The organism is Mixta sp. Marseille-Q2659, from assembly GCF_940807255.1.
Classification (GTDB): Bacteria; Pseudomonadota; Gammaproteobacteria; order Enterobacterales; family Enterobacteriaceae; genus Mixta.
Map to the genome: position 1 here is coordinate 1 of NZ_CALNWY010000033.1, position 13,386 is coordinate 13,386.

Consider the following 13,386-nt stretch of genomic DNA (forward strand, 5'->3'; position numbering starts at 1 on the left):
TACGCACCACGCCTTCAGTAGCGGAGCAGGAAGGACATCTGATGGAAATGGAAGCCACGCAAGCACCTTAAAATCACCATCATACACTAAATCAGTAAGCTGGCAGCATTACCTGCTTTACTGATGTGCTGTAAAGGGACATTTTTTTACCCGACACTTCCCTCTATAAGTACAGACGGTATCGGGCTGGTTGGTATTGCCGGGACAGCGTTTATTATAGCTATGTAGCTTTCGCCAATAATCTGTACGGAAAGTGGAAACATCGATAATATTCACTGGCTGAACGTGGCCGTTTACCACCAGACCATTTTCCGCTGTCTGCAGCTTATCGCCGGGAAACAGGTAGTGATCTGAATCGTACCACAAGACAAATTTTAGATTATACGGCGAGCTAATAAGCGAAAAGGCTGTATCTGAATCGGGGCTGACAATAGAGTCAAGCACATACCAAACCATAAACTGCTCCCTTAAACGAACGACAAAAAAATCCTGCTTTTTGACACATAAATTTAAATTCCTACCGTAAAGATTATAGTCAGAATTTACTGCATTCACCGAAATTTAATTAATTTATTGCAAAATTTTTAACTTTCTGATTTAACTTATTGATTATTTTGTGAAATGAAATAAGTATTTCTTTGAGGTAACTCTTGCATAGGGACAAGCCTGGGAAAGTCTCCCATTTGATGAGGTTATTGCTCATGAGTGTTTACCGGAAGGCGTACCGCAGATCGGCATCTGCCCCATCCCGCTGAGGCCTGCTCCCTGTTCAGTCAGAAGAGAGCGCTTTTTTACGTGAAAAAGGCGATACCTGTACTTTAAGAGAGTTGATACATTAGTTATTTTAAAGGAACATTGGCTGCGTCGGTTAAGGATGTTATGGAGCGACTAACAGACTCCAGTATTATCGTGCCGATTGAGTAAAAATTCTGCTTTACAAAGTAGAGAAGCCGTAAGGCTGCCACACCAGGGAAACCCTTCAGAAAAGCGTCCTTTGCTTTACTGAAAAAATATAAAAAAATTAATACGTATTAAGGCTGCCTTAAGGTAGCCTTTTTTATCATAGATATTTTACCGAGTTCTTTACGGTGCCGTCGGCAGGGAAAAAACATTATTACCCGCGCGCTCCCGCATTTTTTTACCTCCATTATCCTCTGCATTGCGCCTGAAGCGGGTGCAAAAATTAAAATGCTTTAAGTACAGACAACGGCCTGTCGGAGTGCTAAGCTGGCTAATCATTCAATAAAAATTAAGGTTTATTTATTCTTACTCTCAAATATCGATGCTCACGCTGCCGTGGACATCAATGCCGTATCTCTCTTTGACGTATCATCCCGTAATCCTCATGGCGCCATCTGCATCTTCTGCAAATCTCCAATGATCGTGAGCTATCAGGCCGCTCAGGCAGCCTGAATCTTTGCGCATAACATTATGGCAATGGCCGTCGCAGGCGAGCGTTTTGCTGCTTGAACTCCGGCCAACCTGCAACCATATTTACTCTTAATCCCGTATCAGGAGGTAATCATGGCCAGCGGTTGGGCTTCTGACGAAGCCGTAAACGAACAAATTGACAGCACTGTTAATGATGGCGTGGAGCGTGTACGTCAGGCGCTGGGGCAGGGCGAAAGCGAACGCTACTGTCAGGAGTGCGGTGAAGAAATACCTGAAGCACGGCGAAAAGCGCTTAAAGGCGTGCGATTTTGCCTGGCCTGCCAGACAAAAATCGATAGCCAACAGAAAAACCTGAGTCTGTATAATCGGCGGGGCAGTAAAGATAGCCAGCTACGCTAGCCGTACAGTACTTCTACTCAGACCGCCGTTCGTCACGCCGCCTGTTAATCAGGCCACCTGTTTGCGATCAGGCGGTCAGCAACAACGTTTATGCCAGTTTAAGCTGCCGTTAAAGTAAGGCCGATTGTAACCGCCTATTTTTTCGGCATAAGAATGTAATCGGGATGCTTGCCGGCCAGTAAAAGCAGCAGCTCATATTCCCCCTGGCTTAGCCCGCCGGTTTTACCCGCCTCTGTTTCCGCTTCCTTTTTTTGCCATACACGTAAACTGTAATCAAAACGTTCTGCCGCTTCCGCCTGGGTCAGGCCCGCCGCCTGGCGCGTCGCTTTTATAGCGGCGCCAGTCGCGGGGATCATGGTCAACACTTTCAGAGGCATAGCAATCTCCACAACGGTTTTTATAGTAAGTTTTTTCCTAAGCATTGACACGGACGATCCCGCTGTCAAGGCGAGCGGTAGAGCGGTGGATTGTTAATCAATTGATATGACAGTTTTTGCGCGTTTTTTAATTTTTATAAAAACGGATTTTCAGCCAATGCTGAAAGAAGGGCGGCGGTTTAACGAGACGGAAAGGCAGTCCGCCCGCAAATTTGCGCGGCGGCTCTGCTATTAAACGGTACGGCTGGCATGTCGTCCTTGCTCAGGCCGACGTTGTGATGAATGTCAGACGCTATTCGGTATCGCTATATTGCTCATCGGTGACTTTTTCCAGCCATTCCACCACTTTGCCATTCTCCGCTTCCTGAATGGCGATATGGGTCAGCGCGGTTGTCGGGCCTGCGCCATGCCAGTGTTTTTCATATGGCGGGATCCAGACGACATCGCCAGGACGTATCACGCGCGCTTTCTCGCCCCAGGTTTGCACATAGCCGAAACCGGCGGTGACAATCAGTGTCTGTCCAAGCGGATGCGTATGCCAGGCGGTACGCGCGCCGGGTTCAAACGTAACGCTGCCGCCGCTTCCGCGCGCCGGTTCATTGACCGGAAACAGCGGGTCGATGCGCACCGTACCGGTAAACCACTCTGCCGGGCCTGCATAAGAAGTTTGTGAGCCACATTGATAAATCACGGTCATAATCTACCTCCTGCCGGTTAATAAGGAACGTTACTCTGCAATCAACGGGCGCTTTCGCCGTAACAGCGGGCGGTCGCGGTTGCTGAAGAGAAGCATAGGGGAAAAGCGGCGGCTGATTAAGGCCGCAGCGCTGAAAGGTGTTATGAACCTGATTCATAAATGCGGTTAAGTGAACTTACCCACCATGAATGCTACTCGCCGGATATAGCGATTAATTTTGTTCAGAAACCATTACCGCAAGCGTATCCGGTTCCAGCGCTCTGAAAATATGCTCTTGATCCGCCGGGTAAGAGATGTAGTCGCCCGCATTGAGTTCGACCGGCGAGGTGGTCAGGCCGACCAGCGCCCGGCCCTGGGTAATAATTATATGTTCAACCGAACCCATGGGATGCGGCTGGGAGAGCCGCTCAGAACCCGGCTGCGTCATCAGCAGATAAATATCCCGACGCGCGCCCGGTGGGCAGGTCGCCAGCAAAATCGCCTGATAGTCCGCCAGCTCGGCGGTAACCGTTGGGCCTTCTCCGCGCCGGATCACCTGCATCTTATTGGTTTGCGGCTCCATCAGGCGCGCAAAAGGAATATTCAGCGCGACGCACAGCGCCCATAAGGTTTCCAGGCTGGGATTACCGTTGCCGGCTTCCAGCTGTGACAGCGTTGATTTAGCAATACCGGCGCGCCGCGCCACTTCCGCCAGCGAAAGCCCGGCTTTTTGCCGTTCCCGCACCAGCCCTTCCGCAATAATGGCAATAGGTTGAGTCATCATTTTTATCTATATCGAACGAACGTTCGTCTTGAAAAATAGTTTAATGCTGTTCATTATAACGGATATTCGTTCGATATGGGAAAGAGTGATGGCGGGGCGCAGATTTTTATTAGGTAAGGATGTCGTAAAAGGAATCGTATTGGTTTGTCTGGCGGATGCGCTGGTAGGGCTTTCCTACGGTTCGCTCGCCATCGCCGAAGGTTTCCCTTTTTGGGTGCCGATGCTGCTTTCGATATTTGTGCTGGCCGGTGCCTCAGAATTTATGTTTATCGGCATTATTGCGGGCGGAGGCAGCGTCTTCACCGCCGCCGCTGCGGGTCTGCTGGTCAACGCTCGCCATCTGCCTTTTGGGATCGCCGTAAAAGATCTGGTTGGGCAAAAGCACCTTAGCTGGCTGGGCTGCCACATTATGAATGACGAAAGCGTGGTTTTTGGTATTTCTCAGCGCAAATGGTTTCAGCGTAAGGCTGCTTACTGGCTCTGCGGCCTGGGCATTGCCGTCAGCTGGCCGCTAAGCGTGATGCTGGGCGCGGTAATCGGACACTGGATCCCGGATACCCGCGCCATCGGGCTGGATGCGGTATTCCCGGCCATTTTAATCGCCCTGATTATTCCGGCGCTTAAAAAGCGTCGGGTAGCGATCCCTGCTGCTGCCGGAACCGCGCTGGCGCTGGCAACGGTGCCGCTGGTGCCGGTAGGTATGCCGGTTCTCTTTTCGCTGGCTGGCCTGTTGGCCTGGAGGAACAGAAAATGATCCCGTCCGCCATGATGATAAGCGGTATCGCCATTCTTGCCGCTGGCACCTGGTTAATGCGTTTTGCTGGTTATAAGTTGGGCAACCGCATCCCGTTTTCTGAGCGAACCCGTACGCTGTTATCGGATGCCGCCGTGGTGCTGTTACTGGCCGTGGCCGCTATCGCCACCTTTTTTGAAGGACAGCACTTTGCTGGCGCGGCGCGCTTAATCGGCGTACTGGCCGCGCTGTTTCTCGCCTGGCGCAAAGCGCCGCTGATACTGGTAATTATTAGCGCCGGACTGGTAACCGCCGCGGTGCGTTATCTGGGCCTGCCATAATCAGCGGGCCGGGACTATTCATCATTGCAAAACAGGGCAATTTTGGTGCCGACCGGATCGTGCAGGTAAGCGACATAAAAGTTCTCACTATACTCGGTGCGGATCCCCGGTTGCCCGCCATCCGTTCCGCCTGCCTGCAGGCCGGCCTGATAAACCTCATTTACCTGTCGGCGGGTTTTGGCGCGCAGTGCAGGCATCATGCCATTTCCCGGTGTGGCCGGCTTGCCATCGAAAGGGGGCGAAATATAGATAGCGCCCGGCCCGTTCTGGCGATCGGGCACGCCGGGCAGCGAGAAAATAAGTTTGTCTTTAAAAGGCTCTTTTATGTAGCCGAATGGGAAAAGGATCGCTTCGTAAAAGCGAGCGGATGCGGACATATCATTAGCGCCAAGAAACAGATAACTCAACATCGGGCCTCCTGATCATTTTTATGAAAGCCGCTATCGCCCAGCAGATCTCAGTTGCGGCTTAGGCTCATACCATCATTATTGAGCGAAATACCTGCGTCATACTCTTTATTCAGCCGGCGTGCCTGATAAAAAACCGATTTCCAGTAGGGATTATCCAGCGAGGAACGAATCACACCTTTGCTGGTGGAAGCGTGCAGGAACTGCCGGTTAGTATCATAAAAACCGACGTGCATCCCGCCGTTGATACGGAAAAAGACCAGATCGCCGGGGCGCAGCTGTTTAGGTTTAACGGCGGTACCCATATGAATTAAATCACGTGTGGTAAGCCGCTCCACCGGCAAATTAAAGCGGTCTTTCAGGGTGCGCCAGACAAAACCGGAGCAGTCCACGCCTGAAAGTTTAGTGCCGCCCCAGGAATAGGGCGTACCGTGCCAGGTGTGCATTTGATCGTGCAGCGCCGCAATTACCGGAATCAAATCAGCCTGTTCGCCTTCGCTACTCATTTCCGCCGTATCCTGCGCTTCACCGCTTTTTTTATCGGAATGGGAACAGCCCGCCAGGGCGATAAAGGAAAGAAGCAATAACGTTCGGGCCAGTTTGCGATTCATCATTGAATTAGCGCGCTATAAAAGGGGAAGGGAAATTAACAGCCTGTTTTATAACTGAAAGAATAGCGTTTCAGAACAGACTCTTTTTCTCTTTACGTTAATTTACAGTTTGGCTACCGTTCTGGCCGCTTTTGCAGGAAGAACGATATGGAGGCTGCGGACTGAAAATGGTCAGCGTCGGGCCAGAAAAAAGGGGAACCTCTGTTCCCCTGTGCAGCGCGCAAACTAAATAAGCCCCGAAGCCTAATGCTCTTTTTTTAACAGTTGTGCGCGGTCCACTCTGATCAGCAGTTTGCCCTGCAACAGCAAAATAAGCGTACGCAGCAGCAGCAAGCCAATAATCAGATTAGTGAAAATAAACAGCGGGACGGAAAGCGTATGGAAAAAGCCCGAATCCAGCGCGTGCCCTAAATGCAGGCCGGTGCTGGCTAGCGCGGATACGCCAAATGAAAAGCTCCAGAACGAGACGTTAAACGGCTGCGATAAATACCACGGCATTAAGCGCAGCATAAACAGCAGCTGGAGCAGGCCATAGCCGAACAGCATTTTGGCGAACGCATCCGCCTCGCCGCCGTTTACGCTCAGCCAGGCATTGCAGGCAACCAGCGCTGGCGCCAGCTGAATGCCCAGTGAGGTTCTCAGCGGGCCGGGCAACTCTCCCGCGTTGCGCAGACGTTGCAAAATGGCAGGTTCAAGACTGAGCCATGACAAAACGCCCGCGCCCAGGAAGGCGTAACCGGCATCCTGAAAGCCCAGCGCGCCGCAAGCCATCGCGCTAATAAAATTGTTGGCGACCGTCGGCAGGTAAAGGCCGGGCGTGGTGGCCTCCTGAGGATGCTGGCCGCGCCATAATCCTGCCGATTGCCAGGCGGCATAGGTTAATTGCACTACGACGCCAACGGAAAACAGCGCCAGCGCCAGCGGGCGATACCAGGAGGCGAAGCCCATCGCCACCAGCATCGTTGTGGCGGGAAACAGGCTGATAAAACTGCTCTGGACAGGATGGCGCATCTCCATCAGTACGCTGTCAGTGAAGCGCAGCAGACGCCAGATAAAGGCGAGGGTCAACAGCAGCCAGATAACCATGGCAAGGACGATAAAAGTGTCGCCAATACGCGGGCTTACCGGCCATATATTACTGGCATAGCGCCAGGCGAAGCCCATACCGATAATGCCTAAAACCATACCGTAATAGGCCGCAGGCAGGTTCAGCACCTGCGGCGCGTCAGAGACTTTTTTCATATTCTTAACTCAGCGGAAGAAACCACAGAAAATGCTTAGCGCTTTTTCTTTGCCGTGATTTTATCCTTTATTGCTGGTGCGATAAAACTATGATTGTCTATGGCTGGCTGGCTGGCTGGCTGGCTGGCTGGCTGGCTGGCTGGCTGGCGCAACGCAGCCGTTGCCGCGTTACGATTTTTCCTGCTGAGTTTGCAGAAAATGTTTTACTGCGCCCAGCATGCCGGAATCGTTGCCGTAGGTGGCGGTATCCACCTTCACGTCAACATCAAACCAGGTGAGATGGTAACGCACCTCGTCCAGAAAGGTTTCGCGGCCGGTAATGCCGCCGCCGAGGAAAATGGCCTCTGGATTAAAGACATGGCTGAGGTTATAGATGCCGCCGCATAAATCCTGATAAAAGGTATTTACCAGCCGGGTACAGATGGGATCGTTATTATCGTAGCGGGCAAAGATCTCTTCGCCGGTGATCTCCTCCTGCTTTTGGCCGCTGTGTCGGCTGAAGTTTTGCGTCAACACGCGCATCGTGCAGGTGGTATTCATCGTATAGTGACGCACATTATCGCTGCCTGGACGGGTACAGAGCAACGAACCAAACTCACCGGCGCGGAACTGTTTGCCGCGCACCAGCGCATTATTACAATAAATCGCGCCGCCGACGCCGGTGCCGATGGTCATCATTAAAAAATCAGACATCTTTTGCGCCTTGCCGAGCCACAGCTCGGCCAGCAACGCGCAGTTAGCATCATTCTCTACGCTAAAGGGCAGAGCGGTCTTCTCCTGCAGCCACTGGCCAAAATGAAAATCATCAAAATCCCTGATGGCGCCACCCATCGCAATATAGCCGCTGCGCGGATCGACATAGCCAGGAATGCTTACGGCAACGCCTTCGCAATCCGGGTGCTGTTTCAGCCAGTTCAGCACGCCATCCAGGATCGCTTTACCGGAGTGATTCATAATATCCTGCTTATCCGCTGATACTATTTCACCCTGGTCGGTGATGACGCCCATTTTTAATGAGGTGCCGCCGATATCAAATGCCGCGAGTTTCATGCCGTTCATTCCTTATTCCATCCAAGATGGAAAAAAGTATAGCGTAACGCGAATAAAGCCTGCTGCCGCGCCGAAGACGGTGCTAAAAAAGTGAGGATAAAGCAGGGCGGACGAACCAATAACTGACGAAGAAAGACGTAATTAGTGCTGCTTTTATCGGTAAAAACGACTGCTTATGAAAAGTAGTGTAAAGCGACGTACAAATAACGTCAGTAAAGAGGGCGCGCTGGCTGTAAAAGCAAGTTTGGGCAAAGTTAATGCGCCATGGCGACGCGGCGATAATCAGGCGTGTGCCGGACGGCGGATTCTTTTATGATAGCGCGCTAACCATCGTCACTGGAGAAGGTGCAAATGAACCCGTTTGAAACGCTGTTTACGCAGGGTAAAACCACCGCAGAATTTATTGCTACCGGCACGCCGGAGCAGATAGCCGATCTGCAGAGCTGGCAGGCGCTGCTGGAAAGCCAGCATGAGGCCGTTGAAAAAGCGCTCGCGCCGGTGCAGACGCTAACGGACCGTTTCCACCTGCTGGTGGCGGCAGAGATGTGGTGTCCCGACTGTCATCGCAATATTCCGCCGATGGCGCTGCTGTGTCAGCGCTTGCCGAATGTGGAAATGGCGATCGTTACCCGCGATGAGGCGCAGCCGCTTACCGCGCTGTTGGATATTGAGAAAGTCAAAATCCCGTTGGCCGTGGTGCTTGATGCCGATTTTGCGCCGCTTGGTACCTTTGTTGAACGTCCGGCGTCGGTAGTGAAGGGCGATGAGTCACAGCTGGAAGCCTATCGTCGCGGCGAGCTGTTAGTGGAAACCATCAGCGATATTACCACTATGCTGGCAGCCGCCCGCTAATCCTGATAATGACGTGCTGACAGGCATTGCCCGTGCCGGTTTGCACGTCACCGCGAACGAGCAGAGCAGGGGGCTCCCTGCCTGCTTCAGCTACTTATTACTTACTGACCTCATCAAAATAGAGCAGACTCACGCCGATGCCCTGGCGCGCATGGCTGAGCGATTGACGCAGCGCCACCTGCTGCGCGCCCTGCAACATCACCACAAAAGGCGAATCCTGTTGCACAGTGGTTTGTAGCTGCGTGTAAAGCGCGCGGCGCTTAGCCACATCGCTTTCACCCGCCGCCGCGCGGGTGCTGGCGCTGAGCTGCGGGATCTCCCAGCCGGTGCGCCACGCCAGCGTTTTGGCGCCGCCCGGTACATTCAGCGCGAAAGCACTGGCGTTGGTATTGGGATCGATATAATCCGCGCCCCAGTAAATAAATATCGACTGGAAGTTGCGCCCGCGCATCTTGCTCCACAGCTCCGATTCCGCAACCGGCTGAATATCAATATGCAAATCGGCTTTAGCGAAGCTCGCCTGTAGCGCCTGCGCGACATCAATATAGGGCGGCTGATTGACGACCGTCAGCGCAAAATGCGTACCGGGCGCGATGCCACCCTGCTGCAACAGCGCTTTTGCTTTTGCCAAATCGTAATGAAAAGGCGTGGTTTCCAGCGCGCCGTCAAAGCCGTTGGGCAGAATGCTCTGATGAACGGCATATTGTCCTTTTAACAGCTGAGCGGCCAGCGCGTCGTAATCCACCAGCCAGCGCGCCGCCTGCCACAGCGCCGGGTTGCCCAGCGCGGGCTGCTGCGCATCTTTGGTATTAAAGCCAAGATAATAAATCAGGCTGGAGGGAAAGGTGGCGATGCGCACGCCGGGCGCATCCTGCAGCGCGGCAACCTGATCCGCGCCGAGCTGATAGGCTACGTCCACGTCGCCCTGCTGGATCAGCAGACGGCGCGCGCCTGCATCGCTCACGTTTTTCAACAGCACGCGTTTCAGAAGCGGTTGCGGACGGGCGTAAGCGCTTTTTTCCAGCACCAGGGCCTGCTGCGGCACATTGCCGGATAGTATAAGCGCCGCTGCCGGCTGAGTGGGTACGCAGCCAGCCATTGCCAGCGTCATTGCCGCTGAGATGCTGCTCTGCCAGCAGGCGATCGACGATGGAGCTGACCGGCGCGCTCAGCAGCCGCAGCGCGAGATCGCGGCCAATTGCGGCGGGCCAGCGGATTTCAAGCCGGTGCGCGTCGAGACGGCTAAACTGGGCGTCGATATTTTCCGGCGTCCAGCCAAACTCGGCGAGAATAAACGACGGTGCCTTATTCAATTTAATCGCGCGCGTCAGCGAGAAAATCACATCGTCCGGCGTGACCGCATTGCCGCTGGCAAAACGGGCGTCAGGGCGCAAATTGACGATCAGGCTGTGTGGCGTGCTGCCCGGTTGCCAGCTGTCGGCCAGCAGCGGAGCCAGCTTTTGCGGCGTCTGGCGATCCGCTTCCACCAGCGTTTGATAGACGTTACGCAGACTGCCGTTACTGACGGTTTCAAAACTTTCCGCCGGGTCAAAACTAATAATACCATCCAGCGGGATTGCCACCACCAGCGTATCGTCGGGCGTTTGCGCCAACGCCGCAGACGCGCCGGAGAGCAAAGCCAGTAATAAAAGCAAAGATTTAGCCATGATAAAGATCCTGAGTGTGAGATAAAAACACTCTATCCACGCCAGCCAAACGGCAAAATGCCGGTTTGTTCTGAGCTTTGCCGTTTTGCGTTAATAACGGCACGCGTTATTCGTGCCAACCCGCAGCAGGCCCGCGCTGGTGATATACCGCGCAGGTCATTAAACGTGCGGACAGGCTAACTGTCTGAAAAGTAACCGTGGCATGATGTGGAAAGTCTGTTTGAAGGGCGCTTTGCTACACTCTGTGCTGGATCCCAAACTCAATCTGAGGTGAATAGTGAAAATTAAGAGTTACGCAGCGATGGAAGCCGGAAAGGCTTTGGAACTTTATGAGTTTGAAGCCGAATCGCTGAGCGCCGAAGATGTTGAAGTCGAAGTGGAATATTGCGGCGTTTGCCATTCCGATTTGTCGATGATCGATAACGAATGGGGCATTTCAAGCTATCCGCTGATCGCCGGTCATGAAGTGATTGGTCGCGTCTCCGCGCTGGGCGAGGCGGCAAAAAACAAAGGGCTCTCCATCGGTCAGCGCGTAGGCATTGGCTGGACGGCAAAAAGCTGTGAACATTGCGACGCCTGCATCACCGGCGACCAGGTGAACTGCTTGAACGGCAGCGTGCCGACCATCGCTAACAAAGGCGGCTTTGCCGACAGGCTGCGTGCTAACTGGCAGTGGGTATTCCGCTGCCGGAAAAACTGGATCCCGCCTCTGCCGGCCCGCTGCTGTGCGGCGGCATTACGGTATTTAAACCGCTGCTGATGCACAACATCACCGCCACCAGCCGCGTTGGCGTAATTGGTATCGGCGGCCTCGGCCATATTGCCATTAAAATCCTGCATGCGATGGGCGCGGAAGTTACCGCTTTCAGCTCAACGCCGGATAAAAAGCAGTCCATTCTGGATATGGGCGCCGATCATGTGGTGAACAGCCGCGATCCGGAAGAATTGAAAAAGCTGGCCGGACAGTTCGATCTGATCCTGAGTACCGTTGCGGTCGATCTCGACTGGCAGCCGTACTTTGCGGCGCTGGCGCCGCGCGGTAATTTCCATACCGTCGGCGCGGTGATGAAACCTTTTGAGGTACCGGCGTTTAGCCTGATCTTAGGCGACCGGGCGGTAACCGGCTCATCAACCGGTTCGCCGGGCCAGCTGCGTTCGCTGCTGAAGTTGGCGGCGCGCGCTGATATCGCGCCGAAGGTGGAATTCTTCCCGATGTCGAAAATCAATGAGGCGCTGGATCACGTGCGTGCCGGTAAGGCCAACTATCGCGTGGTGCTGAAAGCCGATTTCTGACCGGCGTAACGCATAAAAAGGCGGCGATAATATCGCCGCCTTTTTTTAATCAGGATTCGGTAGTGGTTTGCCACGCCTGGCGCGCCTGCTGACGCCGCAATTTTAGCCGCCAGAAAACCGCCAGCAGAATAAACCAGACGGGCATCGCGCACAGCGCCGCCAGCGTATCGGGATCGAAAACCATAATCACCAGCGAGAACAGGAAAAACAGCAGGCTCAGCCAGCACATCGCAATGCCGCCCGGCATTTTAAACGCCGACTGGTGATGCAGATCGGGGCGCCGACGACGGTACACCAGATACGCCACCAGAATCATTCCCCAGCTATAAATCACCAGAATCGCCGCCAGCGTAGAGACAATGGTAAACAGCGTCATCACGTTGGGCATCAGGAACAGCAACAGCGTGCCGCTGAGCATACAAAAACAGGAGAAGAGCAGGCTGCGTACCGGGATAGCCGTGACGCGCGACAGCATACGGAACTGCCGGTGCGCATGTTTTTCCACCGATAAGCCGTACAGCATGCGGGTACTGGAATAGACGCCGCTGTTGGCGGAGGACATCGCCGAGGTCAGGGCGACAAAGTTAATCAGCGCAGCGGCGGCAGGCAGGCCCGCCTTATCGAACAGCGTCACAAAAGGACTGGTTTCCGGCGAAACATGCTGCCAGGAGGTGACGGCGATAATCACCACCATCGACAGCACGTAAAAGATAATAATGCGCAGCGGAATCGCTCGGATGGCGCGCGGCAGGATCTTATCCGGCGTTTTCGTCTCCGCCGTCATGGTACCGAGCAGCTCAATGCCGGTGTAGGAGAAAATCGCGATCTGGAAACCGGCGAAAAAGCCCACCACGCCATGTGGCATAAACACGGCCGGATCGGTCAGGTTGCCCACCGAAGCGCGTACGCCATCCGGTGAGGTCCAGCCGGTCGCAATCATCCACAGGCCGGTCAGAATTAGCGCCACGATGGCGATCACCTTGATGATAGCGAACCAAAACTCCGCCTCGCCAAACATCTTCACCGACAGCAAATTAAACAGAAACAGCAGCGCCAGCGCGAATAGCGCCGGGATCCACGGCGAAAGCGTCGGCAGCCAGTACTGCACATAGCCGCCGCATACCACCACATCGGCAATACAGGTGACCACCCAGCTCAGCCAGTAAGACCAGCCGAGAAAAAAGCTCGCTTTCGGCCCCAGGTAATCAGAAACAAAATCGGCAAACGAGCGGTAGTCGAGACGCGTCAACAGCAGCTCGCCCATAGCCCGCATCACCATATACATAAAAAACCCGACCACCACATAGGTGATCAATATCGAAGTACCGGACACGGCGATAGTTTTACCGGCGCCCATAAACAGGCCGGTACCGATCGCGCCGCCCAGCGAAATCAGCTGGATATGGCGCTCGCTCAGGCCGCGTTGTAAATGCTGCGGTGCAGAGGCTTCGGTAGCGGAAGGTGTCGATCGCGGTGGTTGTTTAACGGTCATGGCTTCTCCTCTTATGACGGCCGACCATGAAGCGAATACGGTTTTACAGACAAAAGCTCCCCCTCCCCGA

At 53.9% G+C, this 13,386-nt stretch carries 12 protein-coding genes and 3 pseudogenes; 6 read left to right on the forward strand and 9 right to left on the reverse strand.

The window, feature by feature from the left end; genetic code table 11:
* The first annotated feature begins 1,262 nt into the window (after positions 1-1,262).
* Positions 1,263-1,413: pseudogene (locus tag P3C52_RS17800) on the forward strand (cold-shock protein).
* A 111-nt stretch (positions 1,414-1,524) separates the two neighbouring features.
* The gene (locus tag P3C52_RS17805; protein ID WP_275556262.1) at positions 1,525-1,791 is read left to right on the forward strand and encodes a DksA/TraR family C4-type zinc finger protein; all 267 of its coding nucleotides are present in this window, start codon (positions 1,525-1,527) and stop codon (positions 1,789-1,791) included.
* Between the two features lie 134 nt (positions 1,792-1,925).
* Here P3C52_RS17805 and P3C52_RS17810 read toward each other — a convergent pair whose 3' ends face one another.
* The 3 genes from P3C52_RS17810 to P3C52_RS17820 all read right to left on the reverse strand — a co-directional run bounded on the left by P3C52_RS17810 (position 1,926) and on the right by P3C52_RS17820 (position 3,625).
* The gene (locus P3C52_RS17810; RefSeq protein ID WP_275556263.1) at positions 1,926-2,168 is read right to left on the reverse strand and encodes a transcriptional regulator; all 243 of its coding nucleotides are present in this window, start codon (positions 2,166-2,168) and stop codon (positions 1,926-1,928) included.
* 292 nt (positions 2,169-2,460) lie between these two features.
* On the reverse strand, positions 2,461-2,865 hold the full coding sequence (locus P3C52_RS17815; RefSeq protein ID WP_275556264.1) for a cupin domain-containing protein: 405 nt from the start codon (positions 2,863-2,865) through the stop codon (positions 2,461-2,463).
* A 211-nt stretch (positions 2,866-3,076) separates the two neighbouring features.
* Positions 3,077-3,625, reverse strand: a complete 549-nt coding sequence (locus P3C52_RS17820; protein ID WP_275556295.1) for an XRE family transcriptional regulator — start codon at positions 3,623-3,625, stop codon at positions 3,077-3,079.
* A 91-nt stretch (positions 3,626-3,716) separates the two neighbouring features.
* On the opposite strand from P3C52_RS17820, the gene P3C52_RS17825 reads away from it, so the two are divergent.
* Entirely contained in the window at positions 3,717-4,382 is a 666-nt protein-coding gene (locus P3C52_RS17825; RefSeq protein WP_275556265.1) for an AzlC family ABC transporter permease, read from the forward strand.
* The gene (locus P3C52_RS17830; RefSeq protein WP_275556266.1) at positions 4,379-4,702 is read left to right on the forward strand and encodes an AzlD domain-containing protein; all 324 of its coding nucleotides are present in this window, start codon (positions 4,379-4,381) and stop codon (positions 4,700-4,702) included. Before P3C52_RS17825 ends, P3C52_RS17830 begins: the two co-directional genes overlap by 4 nt.
* A 14-nt stretch (positions 4,703-4,716) precedes the next feature.
* On the opposite strand, the gene P3C52_RS17835 is transcribed toward P3C52_RS17830, so the two are convergent.
* The 4 genes from P3C52_RS17835 to P3C52_RS17850 form a co-directional block, all read right to left on the reverse strand.
* Positions 4,717-5,112 (reverse strand): VOC family protein, encoded by a 396-nt coding sequence (locus P3C52_RS17835; protein ID WP_275556267.1) that lies wholly within the window; start codon positions 5,110-5,112, stop codon positions 4,717-4,719.
* A gap of 47 nt (positions 5,113-5,159) precedes the next feature.
* Positions 5,160-5,720 (reverse strand): NlpC/P60 family protein, encoded by a 561-nt coding sequence (locus tag P3C52_RS17840; protein ID WP_275556296.1) that lies wholly within the window; start codon positions 5,718-5,720, stop codon positions 5,160-5,162.
* A gap of 243 nt (positions 5,721-5,963) precedes the next feature.
* Entirely contained in the window at positions 5,964-6,962 is a 999-nt protein-coding gene (gene tehA / locus P3C52_RS17845; RefSeq protein WP_275556268.1) for a dicarboxylate transporter/tellurite-resistance protein TehA, read from the reverse strand.
* A gap of 168 nt (positions 6,963-7,130) precedes the next feature.
* Positions 7,131-8,012 (reverse strand): ROK family protein, encoded by an 882-nt coding sequence (locus tag P3C52_RS17850; protein WP_275556269.1) that lies wholly within the window; start codon positions 8,010-8,012, stop codon positions 7,131-7,133.
* Positions 8,013-8,363: 351 nt separating this feature from the next.
* Between P3C52_RS17850 and P3C52_RS17855 the strand changes: the two genes are divergently transcribed.
* Positions 8,364-8,864 (forward strand): thioredoxin family protein, encoded by a 501-nt coding sequence (locus P3C52_RS17855; protein WP_275556270.1) that lies wholly within the window; start codon positions 8,364-8,366, stop codon positions 8,862-8,864.
* A gap of 97 nt (positions 8,865-8,961) precedes the next feature.
* On the opposite strand, the pseudogene P3C52_RS17860 reads toward P3C52_RS17855, so the two are convergent.
* A pseudogene (locus tag P3C52_RS17860) lies at positions 8,962-10,531 on the reverse strand (ABC transporter substrate-binding protein).
* A 274-nt stretch (positions 10,532-10,805) separates the two neighbouring features.
* Here P3C52_RS17860 and P3C52_RS17865 point away from each other — a divergent pair.
* A pseudogene (locus P3C52_RS17865) lies at positions 10,806-11,824 on the forward strand (NAD(P)-dependent alcohol dehydrogenase).
* Positions 11,825-11,873: 49 nt separating this feature from the next.
* On the opposite strand, the gene P3C52_RS17870 reads toward P3C52_RS17865, so the two are convergent.
* Positions 11,874-13,316 (reverse strand): amino acid permease, encoded by a 1,443-nt coding sequence (locus P3C52_RS17870; protein WP_275556271.1) that lies wholly within the window; start codon positions 13,314-13,316, stop codon positions 11,874-11,876.
* Positions 13,317-13,386: the final 70 nt, after the last annotated feature.